Genomic DNA, 20,240 nt, shown 5'->3' on the forward strand with positions numbered 1-20,240 from the left:
AGGAATTCTGATAAAGTATCTTATAGAAAGAAAATAAATCGAGGTGAAAAAAATGGCACAATCTTTACCAATGCTCTTTATGCTGGTTGCTTTAGTGGCAATGTGGTTCTTTATGAGTCGTTCACAAAAGAAACAACAGCAAGAGCGTAAAAATCTTTTAGAAAATATGAAAGCTGGCGATGAAGTCGTAACCATCGGCGGACTCCACGGCGTTCTTTCTGAAGTCAACACAGAAAAAAGCACCGTGATCATCGACTGTGAAGGAATTTTCTTAGAGTTTGATCGTTCAGCGATCCGCACAGTGAAACCTGGAACTGTTGCATCCGTTGAGACACAAATCGAACCAGCTGATGTCGAAGACGCAACGAGCATCCAAGACGAAACCAAAGAATAAGCACAAACGCACCGTCGCTTTCTCAGAAGCGATGGTGCGTTTTTTTAGTAGTCGGACAGTTTCTAAAATAAAACAAGCACCGCAGCAAAACAGAGATCGCTCGTTTTGCTGCAGTGTTTTGATTGCCTTCGCTACTCGATCGGAATCAGTTTCTTTGACGCTTGTTTGCCTTGATCTTTTGGCAACGTCAATTTCAAAATTCCTTCAGCGTAAGAGGCTTTGATTTCATCCTCTTTGACGTTTTCTAACAGGTATTGTCGCCGAACGCTTGTCAAGCTGCGCTCGCTGCGAACCAGACGTCCTTTTTCATCTTCGGTCGCATGATCCGTCTGGTGTTGTCCCGTAATCGTTAAAACCCCATTCTCATAGGTTACTTGAATATTTTCCTTAGGGATGCCAGGCAGTTCTGCTTCAACGAGAAATTCCTTGTCATTCTCGTGAATATCGGTTTTGATCAGGTTCGATGGAAACCCATCAAAAAAACTGCGGCCAAAATCTTCAAAGAAATCAAAAGGTGTCATACTGTATGAATCTGAGCGGCGTGGCACAATCTCATGTGTCATAAGAATCATCCTTTCTTTGTTCTTTTGTTTTTACACTTTTTATTTTATTCATTTTTTAGCGAATTTCAAGTGATTTACTCGCTTTAAAAAAATCTTAAAAAACCTTTGATACCAACGTTTTACTCCTTGATTTTGGCGTGTTTTTACATTGCTTCGTTCCTGTTTCCCCCCTCATTTCGCCTGCTTTTTCTGCGTGACAGTATATACTTAATGATATATACTAAAAGCGAAGCGGAGGAGGAAAAACATGGCACGTTATAGAAAACGAATGCTTGTTGCTTTGATCTATGCATTGCTGTCGTCGATTGCCCTAAATCTCTTTTGGCTGCCGGGAAATATTTATGCGAGTGGGATCACTGGTTTGTCGCAATTGCTGTCGCAGCTTTTAGATGAGCAGTTGAATCTGCAGCTTTCGATCCCGCTTTTGGTGCTTTTTTTTAATGCGCCATTGTTAGCGGTTGCTTGGGTCAAAATCGATCGAGAATTTACCATCATGACGGTTTGTACCGTCGTCCTGTCTTCTGTTATGATGAAGGTGGTACCGGTCATTGCTTTAACGACCGATCCGGTGATCTGTGCCGTGTTCGGCGGATTGCTGCACGGGGTGTCGGTGGGCTTGACATTGAACGACGATTTTTCAACGGGTGGGCTTGATATTTTAGGGATTTTAGTGAAAAAAGCCACTGGTAGAAGTATCGGCAGTTTCTTTATCGGCTTCAATGTCAGTTTGCAGCTAGCAGCCGGGCTGATCTTTGGCTGGCCCTATGCTTTTTATAGTGCCATTTCCTTCTTCATCAGTGGGCGGATGGTCGACTACGTCAACCTGAAGCAGCGGCGTGTGCAGCTGCTGGTCGTTACAGAAAAAGCAGAACCCGTCATTACGACGCTGCAATGTGCCTTGCAGCGAGGCATCACGGTCATCAACGATGTCGAAGGTGGATTTGATCATCAACAGAAAAAACTATTATTACTTGTCATTTCCCATAGAGAACTCAAGACCGTCGAAGGCATGATCCAAGGAATCGATGAACAAGCGTTTGTCAGTGTTTCTTCTGGCGTCAGTGCCAATCGATCGTTTTATGAATGGTAGCAAAGTGAAAGAAAGTAGGAGAGACGTTGAAAAAACAAGCAGTATTTCAAGAAGTTGCCCAGCAGATTGCGCAACGGGTTCATGAAGGTACGTACGTGACGAGCCAAAAACTTCCTTCCGATTATGATTTAGCAGAGGAATTTCAGTGCAGCCGTTTAACGGTGCGCAAAGCCATCGATCTATTGATTGGCCAGAATTTGTTGGTGAAAGAAAAAGGCAAAGGAACCTATGTCATGAAACAGCCCAAGATCCAAAGCGGCTCCGGCGGCCTTCAAAGTTTTACTGAAACTGCAAAGGTCCAAGGGAAAAAGACCCGTACGGAAGTTCTGCATATCGAAACCGTCAAAGAGCTCCCGATAGAGATTGGTCAGTTGTTTGGTGATTACGCCAAGGAACCGATCGTTTATTTGGTGCGCTTGCGTTACTTTGATGATGAGCCGATGACGGTGGAAAATCTTTACGTACTGAAACGCTATCTGCAAGAAGGCACCGCAGAACTCACGAAAGCTCAATTAGAGTCGTCTTTATATCAAGTCATTGAAGCCAACATCGAGATTGGTTATTCCCATCAAGAGGTGGAAGCTGTGAAAAGTCCTGCCGATATTGCGAAACTTTTACAGGTGCCTCAAGAGGAACCGATGCTTTTGGTCCATTCGATGACCTATTCCGCATCAGCCAAACCGATCTTATACGATACATCCTATTACCGAGCAGACAAATATACCTTCAAAAATACATTAGTTCGTCAAAAATAAAATCAATCCTTTAGAGGTGAAGACAGTGGATCCACTCACAGCAAGTATTGAAGCCAATTGGTCAGAATTTCTCACGCTTTTGAGCGAAGTGATGCAGATTGCAAGCGTCAAAGGTGAGCCGGCGCCCCATGCGCCTTATGGCAAGGGACCACGAGAAGTGTTAGCATACGTCATGGAAAAAAGCGCAGCATACGGGTTTCAAACAACGGTCATTGATGATGCAATCGGCTATGCCCATTGGGGACCAACGGATACCGACTATATCGGTGTGTTAGGACACTTGGATGTCGTGCCGGCAGGTTCTGGCTGGAGCTATCCACCGTTTGCACTAACTGAAAAGGACGGCAACTTTTATGGCCGAGGGATTTTAGACAACAAAGGCCCAATCATCAGCTGTTTGTTTGCCATGAAATTGTTGAAAGACCTTGGTCATCAACCGCAATTACCGCTGCGGATCATTTTCGGTACAGATGAAGAAAGCGGTATGTCGGATATCCCGCATTATCTAGCGGCTGAGCAGCCACCGCGTTTTGGTTTTACGCCAGACTGCAAGTACCCAGTGGTTTACGGCGAACGAGGTGTCGTCAATGTGCAACTTGATTTTCCGTTGCCCGCCCAAGAACAGCAGCTGTTAGCGGCGTTTTCTGGCGATCAATTCCGCGATCATGTGCCAGACCACCTATCGGTAACCATAGGCAGCCAGTCCTTTGAAGCACTAGGCAAACGCTCCCCTAGCAATGCCCCTGAGCTAGGGGACAATGCCATTACAAAGCTTGCCCAGCAAGCAGCACCGCAACTAGCGGCGACACCGTCCTTGCAAGCAGCTTTGCAGTGGATCGCCCAAAGTTTTCACCAGCAGCACTATGGCGAAGGCGTTGATTTGGTACTAGAAGATGCTGATTCAGGAAAGTTGATCTTGACCCCTGTGGTTCTCCAAAAATCCGCCAGTGGACTAGCGTTAGAAGTGGCCTTTCGCTATCCTGTATCGGTAACGGAGGAACAAGTACTCGCTGGGGTGCAAAAGGCATTGCCAGAAGGGGCAAGCCTTACGATCCTTCGCAGCATTCCGGGGTTCTGCCGATCAAAAGATGCCCCCGAAATCCAAACGCTATCGACGATCTATCACCAAGTAACGGGCAATGATCCAACCCCCGTGACCACTACAGGAGCAACCTATGCCCGCAAGATGCCAAATATCCTTGCTTTCGGTCCGTCTTTTCCAGGGCAAAAAGGGATCGCTCATAACCAAGATGAGTACATGGCGGTTGCCGATCTACGGATGAATCTTGAAATTTATCTGCGCAGCTTACAAGCACTGACAAAATAAGCGAAGACGCGAACGAAGAAGAGTTTTTCCAATTTTTTTGAGAAACTCTTTTTTTAGTATAGACATAGTAGTATATACCGTATAGAATATACTTGAAAGCGCTATGAAAAATGGAGGGATATTTATGTGGGGAATGATTGCTACATGGCGGATGGCACACGATGGCGTGCTCGCTGCTAAATCACTATTAGAACAACAAGGCTCCTGCCAAGATGCAGTAGAAACAGCCATTAAAGCAGTGGAAGATTATCCATTTTATAAATCGGTGGGGTATGGCGGGCTGCCCAACGAAGAAGGCGTGTTGGAAATGGACGCTGCCTTCATGGATGGTGATACCTTCAAAATTGGTGCCGTCGCTGGGATCGTCGATGTGGAAAATCCTATTTCCGTGGCACGCCGCCTAAGTGAGGAAAAATTCAATAGTTTTCGGATCGGCCAAGGAGCGGTCGCTTATGCGCTTGCCGAAGGATTCCAGCCCAAAGCGATGCTGACACCGCGAGCCAAAACCATTTGGGAAAAGCGCAAAGCAGAGATCGCTGCCAACAACCTCGATCCCTATGACGGCCACGATACAGTGGGAGTAGTTGCGCTAGATGAACACCAAAGTATGGCAGCAGGAACCTCTAGTTCTGGTTTATTTATGAAAAAAAGCGGTCGTGTCGGCGATTCACCTTTATCTGGTTCTGGTTATTATGTGGATAGTGAAATCGGCGGTGCCGCTGCCACAGGGTTAGGGGAAGACTTGATGAAAGGCTGCCTTTCCTACGAAATCGTCCGTTTGATGGGAGAAGGGCTAGCACCGCAAGAAGCATGTGATCAAGCCGTTTACGACTTTGAAGCGCGATTGAAGAAGCGCTATGGCAAAGCCGGCGCCTTCTCGCTGATCGCCTTAGATAAACAGGGGCGCTGGGGCGTGGCAACCAATGTAGAATTTACCTTTAGTGTCGCAACCACCAATCAAGCGCCAGCTATTTTTATGGCAACGCCAGGACCTGAGCAGACAACCATGATCGAGCCTATTACGAAAGAATGGTTGGAAGCGTATGAAGAACGAATCAAAGCGCCGGTCTAACAACCGCGATTGAGAAAAACAAACATTGGAGGAATGGATATGGCAACGAAAAAAATCTATTTGTTTTGTGAAGCTGGAATGTCAACGAGTATCATGGTCAATAAAATGATGGAAGTCGTCAAAAAGCACAACATGCCTTTGACGATCGAAGCATTCCCTGCAATCCATGCAGAAGAAAAAGTCGAACAAGAAAAACCAGTTGCTATTTTGTTAGGTCCACAAGTACGACACTTAGATAGCAAAATGAAAGCAACTTTCGAGCCAATGGGGATTCCAGTCGGCACGATCGCAACAGAAGCATACGGCATGATGGATGGCGAACGAGCATTGAAAGATGCCTTAAGCTTGATCAAAAAAGCCAAAGCAAAGTAATAAAAGTGTTGGAGTAACAGGGGACTACGTGTTATCTGCCAGATAGCACGCAGATGGGAGGAAGAAAAATGCAGAAATTTTTAAACTGGTTAGAAAAAGTGTTAACACCGATGGCAAAGACGATTGGTGAAAACAAATATTTGATTGCGATTCGTGATGGTTTCTTATTATCCACACCGTTGTTGATCGTGGGTTCACTCTTTTTAGTCTTGACCAATTTTCCGATTCCAAATTGGAACGAGATGATGAGCAGTTTGCTGGGAGACAACTGGGCAACGATGTTGAATATGCCAGCAACAGCCAGCTTTGACATTATGACGATTTTAGCCGTTGGTGGGATCGGGTATAGTTTGGCAAAACAGTTTAAAGTTGATGCCATGCAAGCAGCCATTATTTCACTCGTTTCTTTTTTTATCGTGACACCATTTACGACCGTTTTCACACCAGAAGGCTCTACGGAAGTGTATGAAGTTGGCAGCCTGCCATTACGGTGGATGGGTTCCAGCGGTTTGTTCTTAGGGATGGTCGTTGCCTTGATTTCCACCAGAATGTTCGTTGCGTTATTACGCAAAGGGTGGACGATCAAAATGCCTGACGGTGTTCCCCCAACCGTGGTGAAATCCTTTGAGGCATTGATTCCTAGTTTTGTGATCGTGACGGTTTTTATGATCGCCAACTGGTTAGCCAACTTGACGTCTTATGGCAATCTCCAAGAGATCCTCTTTAAGTTCTTACAGACACCGTTGTTAAGTTTAGGAAATACTTTAGGTGCCATGATCATAGCTTACCTATTTTTGCATTTTTTCTGGTTCTTTGGGATCAATGGTTCCAGTGTGGTCGGTGCCGTCTTCAACCCTATCTTACGGGCATTATCTATTGAAAACTTAGATGCTTTCAAGAATGGCGCAGAAATTCCTAACATCATCACCGGTCAATTTCAAGACATGTTCGCGACCTTTGGCGGGGGCGGTTCGACATTATCTTTGATTTTAGTCATGATCTTAGTCTGTAAAAGCCAAAGGGTCAAAAAACTATCACAGTTATCGTTAATCCCAGGTATTTTCGGGATCAATGAACCAATCATCTTTGGGTTACCAATCGTCTTGAATCCAGTTCTGCTGATTCCTTTTGCTTTAGTGCCAACGATCAATATTATTATCTCTTACTTCTGTATGGATCTTGGGTTAGTCAACTATACCAATGGAATTCAGCTGCCATGGACCACGCCACCGATTATTTCTGGTTTCTTAGTCAGTGGTTGGCAAGCGGCCGTGTTACAAGTCTTGTTGATCCTCTTAGGAATGGCTATTTATTACCCGTTTATCAAAGTCTTAGATAATCAATATCTAAAAGAAGAAGCGGATGCCGTTGAACAAGAAGAAGAGGAAATCAATTTTGATGATTTCGATTTTGATGATCTGTAAGAAAAGAGGCACCGCTCATGAAAAAAATAATTTTGATTCTCAATCATGTCACTGCAGGGATGGGAAGTGATGAAAATGCTCAGTTGCCGCCAAGCGGCAAAAAAGCTGCCCTTGGTCCAGGTCGAACCTTGAATCCACTTTTTCAAGAGCAAGACGCACAAATCGTTGCAACGATTTATTGTGGTGACCAATATTATCACGAGCATCAAGAAGAAGTGAATAAAAAATTTGTGGGGTTTGCTAAAAAATTTGACGCCGATGCCGTTCTTTGCGGACCTGCGATGCATTATCCTAATTTTGGCGAAATGGCAGCAGGATTGACGAAAGTATTCAATGCACAAGGAATTCCAGGGGCTGCAGCGATGTCAGAGGAAAACCCAGCAGTGGCAATCTATGCCAAAGATATCTATATCTTGAAGATGCCGAAAAAAGGCGGAATCGGATTGAATGATTCCTACAAAAAGATGGCGCATGTTGTTTCCCAGCTTGCCCACGGGAAGCCTCTAACAGAAGCAGACCAAGAAGATTTGTTTTAAAGAGAAAGACGATCAGCGCTGGCTGGTCGTTTTTTTATGAATCAAGCCAAGCATGTTCGATGTAAGACATAAATCGACTAAGCCTGTTGATGATTTGTTTTGATTTACGTAGAATAGATACAAGTTAGGAGGGATTCGGTTGTACCATACCGCATTTGGAGTATATGGAATTTTGTTTCAAGGCAACTGCTTGGCCGTCATCAAAAAGAAGGCGGGACCTTATCAAAACCGCTATGATTTGCCAGGCGGCAGCATGGAGGCAGGTGAATTGCTGGAAGACACGCTGTGCCGAGAATTTAAAGAAGAAACCGGCATGACCGTCACTAGCTATCATCAATTAGGGGCAATTAATTTTCTTTACCCCTGGCACTATCAAGGAACATCTATGAATAATCACATCTGTGTCTTTTATGAGATTCAAACAACCGTTGGAAGTCTTGAGAAGAATGTTCCTCAATTTACAGGCCAAGATTCATTGGGAGCAGTTTTTTTCCCCATCGAGCAGCTAAATGAACAAAATGCATCACCTCTTGTAATAAAAGCTTGTGAGGTGTTTAAACAGAAGGCATTTACGGCAAGAAGCCAACGCCTAATGAAATGGGATGTATTAGAGGACCCTTCTTATGAATAATCCTTTCAGATCATATGACGTTTGACAGAAAAAGTGAAAAGAGCAGATGATCATATTTAGTAGGGATAAGGTGTTTTCGTAAATCCCTCCATTGTTCAACTTAGCACATGACATTTTTCTTAATAAAAACCGAAACTTTTGTCCACTTCTTTTCCTTAAAAGCTCTTGAAAACGCTTAATTTAAAGGGAGTTTAATAAACTGTGAAAAAAATCACAAAAACTATTTACAAACAAAAAAAGATGTTGTATGATTTGTATGTGAAGTAGTTAACAAACAAAACATGTTTAAAAACTAGGAGGACAAACAATGGCTAAGACATTGGAAAAAGAAGTGACAATCGACGTACAAGCAATGATCGACGATTTAGCAACGAAGGCAAATGTGGCGTTAAAAGAAATGGAAAGCTTTGATCAAGAAAAAGTGGACCACATTGTTCATGAAATGGCAATGGCAGCATTAGACAAACACATGCCTTTAGCTAAAATGGCAGTAGAAGAAACTGGCCGTGGTATCTATGAAGATAAAGCAATCAAAAACATGTACGCTTCAGAATATATTTGGAACAGTATCAAACATGACAAAACAGTCGGCGTGATCAATGAAGACAAACAAAAAGGCTTGATCGAAATCGCTGAACCAGTTGGTGTCGTTTGTGGGGTAACACCAACAACCAACCCAACATCTACAACGATCTTTAAAGCAATGATCGCTTTGAAAACACGTAATCCGATCGTTTTTGCTTTCCACCCATCTGCACAAAAATGTTCAGCAGAAGCTGCACGTATCGTTCGTGATGCAGCCATCGCTGCTGGGGCACCTGAAAACTGTGTGCAATGGATCGAGCATCCATCAATCGAAGCGACTGGCTTATTGATGAACCACCCAGGAATTGCGATCGTATTAGCAACTGGTGGCGCTGGCATGGTCAAAGCAGCATACTCAACTGGTAAACCTGCATTAGGTGTTGGACCAGGGAACGTACCTGCTTATATCGAAAAAACAGCGAAAGTGAAACGAGCAGTCAATGACTTGATCGTGTCAAAAACTTTTGATAACGGAATGATCTGTGCCTCTGAACAAGCAGTGATCGTTGATAAAGAAGTCTATGCCTCTGTGAAAGCAGAATTTGAAGCACATCAAGTATATGTTGTAAAAGCAAAAGAATTACAAAAACTTGAAGATGCCGTGATGAACGAAGGGAAATATGCCGTAAATCCAGCAATCGTTGGTCATTCAGCAATGGATATCGCGAAATTAGCAGGCATCAACGTACCAGAAGGAACAAAATTATTGATCGCTGAACTTGACGGTGTCGGTGCTGATTACCCACTATCAAGAGAAAAACTTTCTCCAGTTTTAGCAATGATCAAAGCAAACAACACAGAAGACGCGTTCGAAAAATGTGAAGCAATGCTTGATTTAGGCGGATTAGGCCATACAGCGGTGATCCACACTGAAAACGAAGACTTGCAATTAGCATTCGGCCTACGCATGAAAGCTTGCCGTATCTTAGTTAACACACCATCTGCAGAAGGTGGTATCGGAAATATCTACAACGAAATGATTCCATCATTGACACTTGGTTGTGGTTCATACGGGAAAAACTCTGTATCACGAAATGTTTCTGCCGTGAACTTGATCAACGTGAAAACTGTAGCGAAACGGAGAAATAATATGCAATGGTTTAAATTGCCACCAAAAATCTTCTTTGAAAAGAACTCTCTAATGTACTTGGAGAAAATGGAAAACGTTGAACGTGTCATGATCGTTTGTGACCCTGGTATGGTTCAATTCGGCTATTGCGATACGGTTCGTGAAGTACTTGCTCGTCGTAAAAATGACGTGAAAATCGAAGTCTTCTCTGACGTAGAACCAAACCCATCAACAAACACCGTTTACGCTGGAACAAAAATGATGGTTGATTTCAAACCAGATACAGTGATCGCCCTTGGTGGTGGATCAGCAATGGATGCTGCCAAAGGCATGTGGATGTTCTATGAGCACCCAGATACTTCATTCTTCGGCGCGAAACAAAAATTCTTAGATATCCGTAAACGGACATACAAGATCGACAAACCAGAAAAAACCCAATTCGTTTGTATCCCAACAACGTCTGGTACTGGTTCTGAAGTAACCCCATTTGCGGTTATCACTGATAGTGAAACACACGTGAAGTACCCATTAGCTGATTACGCATTGACACCAGATGTTGCAATCGTTGACCCTCAATTCGTAATGTCAGTACCTGCTTCTGTTACAGCAGACACTGGAATGGACGTCTTGACTCATGCGATCGAATCTTATGTGTCCGTAATGGCCTCTGATTACACTCGTGGATTGAGCTTACAAGCAATCAAGCTAGTCTTTGACTACTTAGAAAAATCAGTGAAAACACCTGATATGGAATCTCGCGAAAAAATGCATAATGCCTCAACAATGGCAGGTATGGCCTTCGCCAATGCATTCCTAGGTATTTGTCACTCTGTAGCTCACAAAATCGGTGGTGAATATGGTATTCCTCACGGACGTACAAATGCGATTCTTTTACCGCACATCATCCGTTACAATGCCAAAGACCCACAAAAACATGCAATGTTCCCTAAATATGACTTCTTCCGTGCCGATACAGATTACGCAGACATTGCGAAATTCTTAGGCCTTAAAGGCAAAACAACGGCTGAATTGGTTGAAGCATTGGCAACAGCTGTTTACGAATTAGGACAATCTGTTGGTATCGACATGAGCTTGAAAGCGCAAGGCGTCACTCAACAAACACTAGATACAACAGTTGATCGCATGGCTGAATTGGCTTACGAAGACCAATGTACAACAGCAAATCCAAAAGAACCACTAATCTCTGAATTGAAACAAATCATCGTTGATGCCTATAACGGCTAAACAATGAATCAAGAACACCCTGCGGTATCTTAGCTGCCGCAGGGTGTTCTTTTGTCGTTTCATTTTTTTTGAGAAAGCAAGCTGGCAGTTGCCGCTTCCTTGCCCAGATCAGTTAAGAATGCGAAAAACAGCAATCGAACAGGGGGGGATCATAAAAAAGGAGTGGATGTCTCCACTCCGTAAAAGTCTCGTTTTTTCAGGATGTCACCAAGGCTGCTGCTTTTTTTGCTAAAACAGATACGCTCGTTACTTGCTGACGTTTTTCTTCAAGCGTAGCATCTGGAAGCTTTGTTTTTCCAAGACGACACGCAAAATGCCGTCATTCAATTCCGCTGTTTTTCCATTGACGGGCACAACGTTGTTCGGGGTTGCTTCGGTATTGACGGCATGCAAGTCTGGGTGGTGCAAGACTTGATGGGTAGCGATTTGCAATGAATCATATTGACGCAAGTCGCAAGTGAATTCATTGGCATCCTGCAAATCCTTATTTACTAAGAAAAAGGTTAAATAGTCATCTTCGTTTTCGATCGCAATGGCATCCACATAAGAAGCTTTCCCGTGGCTGCTATCGAAATCAGCTCCTCGAAGGATACTATGCAACACGTGACCGCGACCATAGTTGCTGATCATTTCATAAGGATAAAAAATCGTTTGTTTCCAAGCGGCAGTATCGGAAGTCATGATCGGTGCGATCACGTTGACCAGCTGTGCCATGCAGGCGATTTTAACGCGATCTGCGTGATGAAGCATCGTGATCATCATGCTTGCGACGAGTAACGCATCTTCAAAGTGATAGACGTCTTCTAATTGTGGTGGGTGTTGACTCCAAGGTTCAATTTTTTGATCCTGTTCATTTGAGTGATACCAGACGTTCCATTCGTCGAAGGAAATATTGATCGTCTTCTTGCTTCGGCGTTTGGCTTTCACCGCATCACAGATCGCTGCGACTTGACTGATGAACTGATCCATTGCGACATTGCTTGCTAGATAATCTTGGCTATCGCCGTTACGGTTGCCATAATATTGATGCATGGAAATGTAGTCGACTTGATCGTAACAATGACTTAATACTGTATCTTCCCACATGCCAAAGGTCGGCATCGTGAGAGAAGAACTACCACAAGCAACGGTTTCGATCGTTGGGTCCACCAGACGCATCGCTTTGCCAGCTTCTTCTGCGAGACGGCCATATTCATCGGCTGTCTTATGTCCTTCTTGCCAAGGGCCGTCCATTTCATTGCCTAGACACCAAAGTTTGATGTCATGAGGATCGGCCACCCCATGGGTACGACGGAGATCACTATAATAGCTGCCGCCTTTTAAATTGGTGTATTCGATCAAGTTTTTCGCTGCTTCGATTCCTCGTGTCCCAAGATTGATCGCCATCATCGGTGCCGTATTGACTTCTTTGGTCCAATCCATAAATTCGTTTAAGCCGAACTGATTGCTCTCGATCACCCGCCAGGCCAAATCGATTTTTGCTGGCCGTTGCTCTTTAGGTCCGACGCTATCTTCCCATTTATACCCAGAGACGAAGTTGCCTCCTGGGTAACGGACGATCGGCACATTCAACTGCTTGATCAAGGTAACGACATCTTGACGAAAGCCTTGCTCATCGGCAAAAGGACTTTCTGGTTGATAGATCCCTTCGTACACACAGCGCCCTAAGTGCTCCACAAAAGAGCCATAGATCCGTTCGTCGACTGGTGCCAAAATAAAGTGTTTGTCTAAATACATCGTAGTTTTCTTCAATGTTGCAACCCCTTTCTTTTCTTTCATTGTAGCGATAGTCCTTGAAAATAAACACTACATTCTGTCTTATTCTATTGACGTTTTGTCCGTTTTCTTTATACTAAAGGCAAGTAGGAAGGAGTGAGAAGTTGAACGTAACCTATTCAGGATTTCAAATGCACAATGCTGTTTCCGATCATATTTATCGCCCCTCTGGCTTAAAGCATTATCTTTTCGTGTTGACGTTGTCTCCAATGGTTTTCACTTTTGAAGATGGTCATCAAGAAACCAGTGAAAAAGGTAGCTGCATTCTTTTTCCTCCAACCGTCTATCAAGATTATCGTGGCAAAGAAGATTTTTTTAATAGCTTTGTTGAGTTTCAAACGGATCAGGTGATCGAAGAAACCTATGCGATCCCTTGCAACCAATTGTTCCAGCCGAAAAATATTCAACAAATCAACAAATTGATCCAAAAGATCAATCATGAATCCTTGTTGCCACAACGGCACACGGAAGAATTGATTGCGGCGTATATGACAAATCTATTGGTCTTACTTGAACGCAATTTTGAAGAAAGCATCCCGCAACCACAAAATGAACACTATCAACTGTTTCAAGCGATGCGGTTGAAAATGTTAGTCAATTGCGAACAGCAATGGGATTTTTACCAATTTAGCCGAGAGCTTTCCATCGGTAAAAGCCAATTCTACAAGCTCTATCAACAGTTTTTTCATACCACGCCCAAAGAAGATTTATTGCAAGCTCGGTTTCAAAAGTTTTTTTATCTACGCAGCAACGAAACACTAACGATTCGAGAGGCGGCGTTTCAATCAGGGTTCCAAAACATCAACCATTTTAATCGGCTCTTTGCGAAGCGCTATGGGTGCGCACCCACAAAGTACCAACAGGAGCAATAGTCAGGGGTGATTGGTAAAAACGCAGAAAAAAGTCCGACGAATTCTTGACGGATGAAAGAGAAAACGGGACAATGTCATTAGGAGGTGGCATATGGATATAGAAATGATCGTAAGCGAACTTTCTAAACGTTCAAGTGAATTGGAAGCGCTACAAAGAAAATTGAGTCAAAGCCAATTAATGAATAATGAAGCGGCACAAACGTTCATTTTTGACTTAAAGGATTATTTAGATAGCTTAAAGCTAATAACAGATTTAGTACCGTCAGCGGCAACTACAACAGTGGAAGTTGACCAGTTGTCGTACGTCTTAGGTGAACAAAATCAAAGCATCCAGCAGCTGCTGGTTATTTTGGAAGAAGCCGAAGCAAATGACGACCAGCGCTTTTTCGGTAAAAGTGCGGGAGAAGTGCGGCGGATGATTGGCAGTCTGTCTGGGATCCTGGAACTAAACGGTCTGTTGATGCAAGACAATCGTGGCTTTCAGCAAGTCGTGAAGGAAACTGGACCGCTTCAGGTGACTGAAACAAAGGAAGTCTCTGAGAAAAAAGGATTTCTCCAAAAGCTTTTCGGGAAATAAGCACTGATCGTCAATCAAAACATGAATCACTTGTACCAAAAAAACGGCGCTTCACAATGTGTGAAGAACCGTTTTGTGGTACAAGTATTTTTTTGCTCTTTGCCAATAGAAACGGAGGGGGCAGAAGGTACCGACGCTGAAACGTTAGACTGAAAGCGAACTTCTGGGGGGACATTCTTCAATCCAGTAAATTAGAAAGGTGTTTTCGGTAGCTTTTCTACTAGCATTTGCCAGTAATTTTTTGCTAGTAGTTAAGCTGAATAGTTTTTCTCTGATCCCCTTTGCTCATTGTTATTTTGTCCGCTGTGATAGTGACATCAAAGGGTGGGATCTGATCAGAAAAGGCATTGCCTAAACACGCAACGAGCCATTCCTGTTGTCCGGCGAGAACGGTTTTGCTTACTTGAGGGATGACTGTTCGACTATAAAGTAGATTCGTGTTGGGTTCTGGCATCAAGAGGGTACCCTCTTGATGCGTCGCGAAGGTTTTGATACCAACACAGCCAACCGAGCTTTGATAAAAGGTGCCTTCTTTGCTAGAAAACGCAGTACCATCAGCCGGTGCTGCAAAGCTGCCATTGACCAGTTGCAACCTTCGATCCGTTTGAATCCGATGGTAACGCAGATGCCAAGGATACATCGGAATCACAAAGGTTTCGATGATGACCTGTTCGTAGGGACGCCAGCGACTATAGACGTAGTCATCTTCAATCGCAAAGGCTTCATAACCAAAAGCCGTTTTAAAATCCGTCTGCCCTTCTGAGATCGCCAATGTATTATCATAAGCACCTTGTTTCAATAAAACGGTTGCTTTCGGTACGCTAAACCCAAACGTTGTCGAATACACAAACTTTTCGTATTTGGCATTGCCGTGAGCATGTTCGTGGGAATGCTGCCCCGCCGTGAAAGCTTGCAATTCTGTCCCTTCTTGGTTATGCACCAAGAGCATCCGACTATGCGGATTGCGCACCTGTGGGGCAAAGGTTGACACCTGCTCCTCAAGCGTCCAAAATTCAGCATCCGCTGGGATTGCCAATACACAGAAATTTTTGAAAGCCCAATAAGGCGATCCTGGTGCGTTATAGCCTTCAGCCATATTTAGGTTGAGGTAGGCATAGCCAATACTTAAAAAGCCTTCTTGCGTAAAGATTGGTTGGCGAAACCAGTAACGCATGTTTTGTAACAGTAAATATTTTCCTTCATTTTTTGTGAAGCCTTCATATTCTATATCGGCGAAAGCACCGACGGCAAAGAAACTTGATTGCGCAAACCGATACGTTAGACTACGGCCAAAAGGCAATGCCGCACCGGTTTTTGTGAACCACTGCTTAAAGGATTGAGCAAACGTAGCGGCTCTTTGACGGTAGTTAAACTGATAAGGGCATTGGGAACGACAGGTAAGAACACTGTAAAGGAGTCCGTAGTATTGCATCCCAAAAGGAATATAATAGTCGATTTGATTTTCATAGCCATCAAAATACCAGCCGTCTGCTAAGTAATACCTCTCGATCTCTTCTTGATCAGCCAAAAGGGTGGTTTCTACAAAAGGCAATGCTGCCATTTCAAAGAAGGTATTGACTAAAATCCGAAAGAAGAGCCAATTGGTTTTAGGGATCGTGTGCTGATTGATCTGGCTGAGCCAATCAAAGAGATTCGTTTGCTCTCTTGGTGTGAGGCGATCCCAAAAGATCGGTTTGGTAAAAATCAAATAGCTAGCAAGGGCACCCATTTCCACAAACAATTGGTCATAGTCATGCAATTTTCCCCAGTACTCCTGAGAGGTCGGGGTGGTGCCTGCAACGATCCCGGCATTGGCTTGTTGAAAAAGTTTTGGGAAACGAAGACACGCTTCTTCTTGGCTGAACAATGGGCCCAATCCCCAGAGTGTCCGTAAAAAGCCTTCGATGTCACTCTTTTCCTGAGTGTACACCGCTCCTGAATTTCCTAGGTGGACCCTCCCGGGAGTTCCTTGTTGTGCCATACATTCGTATATGGAAGTGACCAGATCAACAAGGGCCTCTTCTAGATCGGTTTTGGTTCGAAGAGGGTTCTTACTTAATGCTTCTTGGAAGTTTCTCATGCAAACAGCTCCTTTTAGTTGTTATTTTACTTTATTTAGTAAAATAAATAAATGGAAACCGTTACATTTCTCGATTTTAAGTAAAAAAATAGTAAAAAATCGCTGGAAACAGTTACATTTTTTTGTCGACATCGCTATAATGGAGAAAATACGAGAGGAGCTACATGCAATGACCCAGATTTCCTTAACGATTTATGACCAAAAGCATCAAGTAAAACAAGGCAAACGAGCACCTGAAAGTGAATCTACCCTTCTGCAAGCGACGGCGGAAGACTTTGTCACGTTGGCATCCCAAGAGTGTTGTTACGAGGACGGAGATAAAATCGTTGTTTCGCTCTCACGCAGCGGACAATTTGTGTGGGTCACACTCGATGAAACGCTGGCGACTACTTTGGTGTACATCAAAGGCAACGAGTGGATCTACCCCGTAAATCTTAGTAAAAATGCCAAAGAAGCTGCGCCAGAAGGCCGTTTTGCTGGGAAAAGTCACTATTTGAGTGTGCGGGTAGCAACAAAAGAAGAACTAGCGGCTTACCGCAACGTCGCCTTAAACCCTCATGATCAAAAAGAATTCTTGGGTGCCTATCCGCATGCCCATGCCAATGTTGAAACAAGAGATGATGCGACGTTTTTCGCTTGTAACGCTATTGATGGCATTTTTGCCAATACGTCTCATGGCAATTATCCCTATGGCTCATGGGGGATCAATCAACAAGCAGATGCCGCTTTGACGATCGACTTTGGTCATGAGGTCAGCATCGACCAATGTGCGCTTACGTTACGGGCGGATTTTCCCCATGATAGCTATTGGCAACAAGTCACGTTGGCGTTTTCCGATGGGAGTCAAGAAATCTTGCATTCGGTCAAAAGCAGCCAGCCTCAACGGTTTTCTTTCCAGCCGCGAACGGTCACTTGGGTAAAATTGCATGAACTGATCCAAAATGACGATCCCTCACCATTTCCAGCGTTGACCCAAATCGAAGTCTTCGGACGCTCTATTCAGGAGGAAAACGCGTGAATCCAGCAGAGGTAAAAGAAGAAATTTTACAGGCGGCACAGGCTTATCTTGACACTGGTGAGATTCCCTATTTGCCTTATCAAGGCTATCAAGAGTATCTCGAATTGGGGAATCGTGTTGTCTTCGAATCCCATTATTTTGCCCGCCGACGGATGTTGGTGGTTTTAGGACTTGCTTATGAAATGGAGCGTAAGGCAGCGATCAAAGTGCTGCTGGAGCAAGTGATTTGGGAAATCTGCAATGAATATACATGGTGTCTGCCAGCGCATCTGCCGATTGTCGATGGCCAGTTTTCTTCGCAAGCGCGCCACACAGTCGATCTTTTTGCAGCTGAAACTGGGCAATCCTTAGCAGAGTTGTTGATGTTGATTGGGGGAGACCTTTCACCAGTCATCACAGAACGAGTGTTGTATGAGATCGATCAACGGCTTTTTTTACCCTTCGAGGATCAAACCTGGGAGTGGGAGACAAAAAAGAACAATTGGTCCGCAGTCATTGGTGGCTGTCTTGGAATGACGGCGCTCTATGTATTGCCGAAAAAAAGCGAGCGACAATTGCGGATGATCAAACGATTGGATACTGCAATGCAAAGCTATCTCAACAGCTTTGGCGAAGATGGGGCTTGTGTGGAAGGTGTCGGATACTGGGCGTATGGGTTTGGTTATTTTCTGTATTATGCGCAATTGTTGGCAGAAGTATTGCAAGAAGATACCTACCTAAAACAGCCTAAAACCAGAAAAATCGCCGCTTTTCCTTATTACACGATGATTTCTCCGGGGCATTATATTCCTTTTTCTGATTATTCGGCGATCGAACTGCCTAGCGGCTTGGTCAGTTATTGCTACGAGCATTTAGGCGTGACGGTTCCCCAATTATCGGGGGTCAGTCCGTTAGATTTTGATCCTTGCTACCGGTTTGCCCACATCTATCGAAATTTGTATTGGCATAACGAAGCGATCACACGAGAAACGAATGCCTCGTATCATCACTATTTTGAACAAGCGCAGTGGTTCGTTGCAAAAGATGTGCAGCAGGATCTCTTTTTTGCTGCCAAAGGGGGGAGCAATCAAGAAAGCCACAATCATCTTGATGTCGGTCATTTTGTCTTAGGAACGACGGAGGAGTTGTTTCTGACGGACCTTGGTGCAGGGGAGTACACCAAAGAGTATTTTGACGAGAACACGCGCTATCACTACTTTCCCGCAGCCGCAATCAGTCATTCGCTGCCAATCATCAAACAGCACACCCAACGCCCAACAGCCGAGGAAGCAACGGTGCTACAGGTTAATGACCAGCAATTTGACTTAGACCTCAGTGCGTTCTATCCGAAAGCAGCGGTCACTGAATACCAGCGGCGCTTCGTGGTCTCGCAGCAACAAGTAACGATCGAAGACCATTTTGTCTTTGACGAGCACCAACCAAAGAATCTGGTGGTGGAAAACTTTATTACGAACATACCACCAATGGTGCAAGATAAGACCGTTCAACTAATGACAAAAAAAGCACGCTGTGTTCTTGGTTTTACCAGTGATAAGATCCAAATACAGCCAGTCACTTATCAAGATCACCATGGTGTACAGGCGCAAGCGTATTTGATTCAAGCCGAATACACGCTTGAGCAGACAGGGGAAATCAAAACGACCATTAAAATAAAAAAAGGGTGAGAAGGATGCGGTGCTTCCTTGCAATGACGTTGATCAATGCAAGAAGACACCGCAGCTTCTCAGCCTTCTTTTGGTTTTGCGGTAGATTGACGAATCACCAGCTGTGTACTTAAAAAGATGCGTCTGGCGATCCCAGGATTTTCGATGCGGTTATAGAGTAGCTCTAACCCCGTTTCACCCATCTCTTCAGTAAATGCTTGGACCGAAGAAAGGGGTGGGGAGACATAGCGGGACACCGAAATATCGTTGATGCCCATAACACTGATGTCTTCAGGAATCTTGATTCCATGAGCCGTTAGCGTATGAATGACCCCGATCGCAAAGGCATCATTGGCTGCCAAAATCGCAGTCGGCAAGCGGTCTTGCCACAAAGCCAAAGCCTGCTCCGTTAATTCTTCCCCCGTTTGGACATCCAACCGACTATTTTCTTTCACGATGAAATAATCCTCATCAAACAGCTGATAATGCTGCATCATATCGACATAGGTGTTGACCGTTGGCGTTTTGTACCGTCGATACCCATACATATTTTGACTTTCCTCGGCGCCGATAAAGGCGATTTTTTGATGACCAAGTCCCATCAAGTGAGAAAGAGCCAACTCCGTTGCTTGCGTAAAATCGGTATTGACAGAATCGTAGTCATCCAGGGGAAAGTTACTGCCAATCACACAGAGGTTGGGGTGTAGCTCATGGAGTTTCTTGACCCGCTCTTCTGTAAACTTGCCGATTGCCAGTAAGCCGTCGACGGACTGGATCACTGACTCATCAAGGTTGGAGATTTTTAACAGATCACAACCCAGTTCGGCGGCGCGTTTTTCCACACCTAAACGAATCGACATATAGTAAATGTCTTCCAATTCTTCATCATCCATCCGCCACTGAACGATCCCGATCGATTTGTTGTGTTTTTTTGGTACATCCACTGGTAGTTCACGCTGCTTTTGCTTGTTTTTGTATTTCGTATAATTTAGTTTTTCAGCTGCCTCGAAAATCTTTCGTTTGGTTTCTTCGGTCACTGAAAGACTAGGATCGTAGTTCAGAACCCGTGATACGGTTGATATTGATACCTCAGCTATGGTCGCTATGTCGGTAATCGTAGCCATAGAATCCCTCCTCCAATGCTTCTCCTCTTCAGTATATTTCTTTTTAGTAAAAAAACCAAGAGAGAAATTGCCCTCAAGTAAAAATTT

18 protein-coding genes are annotated in these 20,240 nt (G+C 44.1%); 14 read left to right on the forward strand and 4 right to left on the reverse strand.

Annotated elements, in window-relative coordinates:
• Positions 1–52 precede the first annotated feature (52 nt).
• The gene (gene yajC / locus IGK63_RS02325) at positions 53–394 is read left to right on the forward strand and encodes a preprotein translocase subunit YajC (RefSeq protein WP_005232170.1); all 342 of its coding nucleotides are present in this window, start codon (positions 53–55) and stop codon (positions 392–394) included.
• Between the two features lie 131 nt (positions 395–525).
• On the opposite strand, the gene IGK63_RS02330 is transcribed toward yajC, so the two are convergent.
• Positions 526–957, reverse strand: coding sequence for an Hsp20/alpha crystallin family protein (locus IGK63_RS02330; RefSeq protein WP_005227339.1), 432 nt, complete (start codon positions 955–957; stop codon positions 526–528).
• A gap of 247 nt (positions 958–1,204) precedes the next feature.
• Between IGK63_RS02330 and IGK63_RS02335 the strand changes: the two genes are divergently transcribed.
• The 9 genes from IGK63_RS02335 (at position 1,205) to adhE (ending at position 11,063) form a co-directional block, all read left to right on the forward strand.
• Positions 1,205–2,047, forward strand: coding sequence for a YitT family protein (locus IGK63_RS02335; protein ID WP_005227341.1), 843 nt, complete (start codon positions 1,205–1,207; stop codon positions 2,045–2,047).
• Between the two features lie 26 nt (positions 2,048–2,073).
• On the forward strand, positions 2,074–2,802 hold the full coding sequence (locus IGK63_RS02340) for a GntR family transcriptional regulator, LSA1692 subfamily (protein ID WP_016611378.1): 729 nt from the start codon (positions 2,074–2,076) through the stop codon (positions 2,800–2,802).
• Positions 2,803–2,827: 25 nt separating this feature from the next.
• The gene (locus IGK63_RS02345) at positions 2,828–4,129 is read left to right on the forward strand and encodes a Sapep family Mn(2+)-dependent dipeptidase (RefSeq protein ID WP_016619682.1); all 1,302 of its coding nucleotides are present in this window, start codon (positions 2,828–2,830) and stop codon (positions 4,127–4,129) included.
• A 124-nt stretch (positions 4,130–4,253) separates the two neighbouring features.
• The gene (locus tag IGK63_RS02350) at positions 4,254–5,201 is read left to right on the forward strand and encodes a N(4)-(beta-N-acetylglucosaminyl)-L-asparaginase (protein WP_034872055.1); all 948 of its coding nucleotides are present in this window, start codon (positions 4,254–4,256) and stop codon (positions 5,199–5,201) included.
• Between the two features lie 39 nt (positions 5,202–5,240).
• The gene (locus IGK63_RS02355; protein WP_005227348.1) at positions 5,241–5,573 is read left to right on the forward strand and encodes a PTS sugar transporter subunit IIB; all 333 of its coding nucleotides are present in this window, start codon (positions 5,241–5,243) and stop codon (positions 5,571–5,573) included.
• A gap of 68 nt (positions 5,574–5,641) precedes the next feature.
• On the forward strand, positions 5,642–6,997 hold the full coding sequence (celB, locus tag IGK63_RS02360) for a PTS cellobiose transporter subunit IIC (protein WP_034872054.1): 1,356 nt from the start codon (positions 5,642–5,644) through the stop codon (positions 6,995–6,997).
• Positions 6,998–7,014: 17 nt separating this feature from the next.
• A complete protein-coding gene (locus IGK63_RS02365) occupies positions 7,015–7,533 on the forward strand; it encodes a GrdB-related putative oxidoreductase (RefSeq protein ID WP_016611373.1) in 519 nt (172 codons plus the stop codon).
• Positions 7,534–7,672: 139 nt separating this feature from the next.
• Complete coding sequence (locus IGK63_RS02370; RefSeq protein ID WP_005232154.1) at positions 7,673–8,164, forward strand: NUDIX hydrolase; 492 nt, start codon at positions 7,673–7,675, stop codon at positions 8,162–8,164.
• 307 nt (positions 8,165–8,471) lie between these two features.
• Positions 8,472–11,063, forward strand: coding sequence for a bifunctional acetaldehyde-CoA/alcohol dehydrogenase (adhE, locus tag IGK63_RS02375; RefSeq protein ID WP_008376050.1), 2,592 nt, complete (start codon positions 8,472–8,474; stop codon positions 11,061–11,063).
• A 246-nt stretch (positions 11,064–11,309) separates the two neighbouring features.
• On the opposite strand, the gene IGK63_RS02380 is transcribed toward adhE, so the two are convergent.
• Positions 11,310–12,842 carry an alpha-N-arabinofuranosidase gene (locus IGK63_RS02380; protein WP_016611371.1) on the reverse strand — a complete coding sequence of 511 codons (1,533 nt, stop codon included), beginning with the start codon at positions 12,840–12,842 and terminating at the stop codon, positions 11,310–11,312.
• Positions 12,843–12,943: 101 nt separating this feature from the next.
• Between IGK63_RS02380 and IGK63_RS02385 the strand changes: the two genes are divergently transcribed.
• Both IGK63_RS02385 and IGK63_RS02390 read left to right on the forward strand, forming a co-directional pair.
• A complete protein-coding gene (locus IGK63_RS02385) occupies positions 12,944–13,711 on the forward strand; it encodes an AraC family transcriptional regulator (RefSeq protein WP_015508907.1) in 768 nt (255 codons plus the stop codon).
• Positions 13,712–13,802: 91 nt separating this feature from the next.
• A complete protein-coding gene (locus IGK63_RS02390) occupies positions 13,803–14,288 on the forward strand; it encodes a hypothetical protein (RefSeq protein ID WP_016611369.1) in 486 nt (161 codons plus the stop codon).
• A 244-nt stretch (positions 14,289–14,532) separates the two neighbouring features.
• Here the strand turns inward: IGK63_RS02390 and IGK63_RS02395 are convergent, their stop codons facing one another.
• Positions 14,533–16,368 (reverse strand): DUF2264 domain-containing protein, encoded by a 1,836-nt coding sequence (locus IGK63_RS02395; RefSeq protein ID WP_429972424.1) that lies wholly within the window; start codon positions 16,366–16,368, stop codon positions 14,533–14,535.
• A 169-nt stretch (positions 16,369–16,537) separates the two neighbouring features.
• On the opposite strand from IGK63_RS02395, the gene IGK63_RS02400 reads away from it, so the two are divergent.
• Together IGK63_RS02400 and IGK63_RS02405 are read left to right on the forward strand one after the other, a co-directional pair.
• Entirely contained in the window at positions 16,538–17,386 is an 849-nt protein-coding gene (locus IGK63_RS02400) for a hypothetical protein (RefSeq protein WP_034872053.1), read from the forward strand.
• The gene (locus tag IGK63_RS02405) at positions 17,383–19,050 is read left to right on the forward strand and encodes a heparinase II/III family protein (protein WP_016611365.1); all 1,668 of its coding nucleotides are present in this window, start codon (positions 17,383–17,385) and stop codon (positions 19,048–19,050) included. The genes IGK63_RS02400 and IGK63_RS02405 overlap by 4 nt, the downstream gene beginning before the upstream one ends.
• Positions 19,051–19,109: 59 nt before the next feature.
• On the opposite strand, the gene IGK63_RS02410 is transcribed toward IGK63_RS02405, so the two are convergent.
• Positions 19,110–20,153, reverse strand: coding sequence for a LacI family DNA-binding transcriptional regulator (locus IGK63_RS02410; protein WP_005232137.1), 1,044 nt, complete (start codon positions 20,151–20,153; stop codon positions 19,110–19,112).
• Between the last annotated feature and the right edge of the window lie 87 nt (positions 20,154–20,240).

It is taken from the genome of Enterococcus sp. AZ040 (assembly GCF_050499185.1).
Classification (GTDB): Bacteria; Bacillota; Bacilli; order Lactobacillales; family Enterococcaceae; genus Enterococcus_D; species Enterococcus_D entomosocium.

What these genes read in the sequence shown, in the direction of transcription:
- yajC (WP_005232170.1), top strand. Translation starts at nt 53, where the DNA reads ATGGCACAATCTTTACCAATGCTCTTTATGCTGGTTGCTTTAGTGGCA.
- IGK63_RS02330 (WP_005227339.1), bottom strand. Translation starts at nt 957, where the DNA reads ATGACACATGAGATTGTGCCACGCCGCTCAGATTCATACAGTATGACA.
- IGK63_RS02335 (WP_005227341.1), top strand. Translation starts at nt 1,205, where the DNA reads ATGGCACGTTATAGAAAACGAATGCTTGTTGCTTTGATCTATGCATTG.
- IGK63_RS02350 (WP_034872055.1), top strand. Translation starts at nt 4,254, where the DNA reads ATGTGGGGAATGATTGCTACATGGCGGATGGCACACGATGGCGTGCTC.
- IGK63_RS02355 (WP_005227348.1), top strand. Translation starts at nt 5,241, where the DNA reads ATGGCAACGAAAAAAATCTATTTGTTTTGTGAAGCTGGAATGTCAACG.
- celB (WP_034872054.1), top strand. Translation starts at nt 5,642, where the DNA reads ATGCAGAAATTTTTAAACTGGTTAGAAAAAGTGTTAACACCGATGGCA.
- IGK63_RS02365 (WP_016611373.1), top strand. Translation starts at nt 7,015, where the DNA reads ATGAAAAAAATAATTTTGATTCTCAATCATGTCACTGCAGGGATGGGA.
- adhE (WP_008376050.1), top strand. Translation starts at nt 8,472, where the DNA reads ATGGCTAAGACATTGGAAAAAGAAGTGACAATCGACGTACAAGCAATG.
- IGK63_RS02380 (WP_016611371.1), bottom strand. Translation starts at nt 12,842, where the DNA reads ATGAAAGAAAAGAAAGGGGTTGCAACATTGAAGAAAACTACGATGTAT.
- IGK63_RS02390 (WP_016611369.1), top strand. Translation starts at nt 13,803, where the DNA reads ATGGATATAGAAATGATCGTAAGCGAACTTTCTAAACGTTCAAGTGAA.
- IGK63_RS02395 (WP_429972424.1), bottom strand. Translation starts at nt 16,368, where the DNA reads ATGAGAAACTTCCAAGAAGCATTAAGTAAGAACCCTCTTCGAACCAAA.
- IGK63_RS02400 (WP_034872053.1), top strand. Translation starts at nt 16,538, where the DNA reads ATGACCCAGATTTCCTTAACGATTTATGACCAAAAGCATCAAGTAAAA.
- IGK63_RS02410 (WP_005232137.1), bottom strand. Translation starts at nt 20,153, where the DNA reads ATGGCTACGATTACCGACATAGCGACCATAGCTGAGGTATCAATATCA.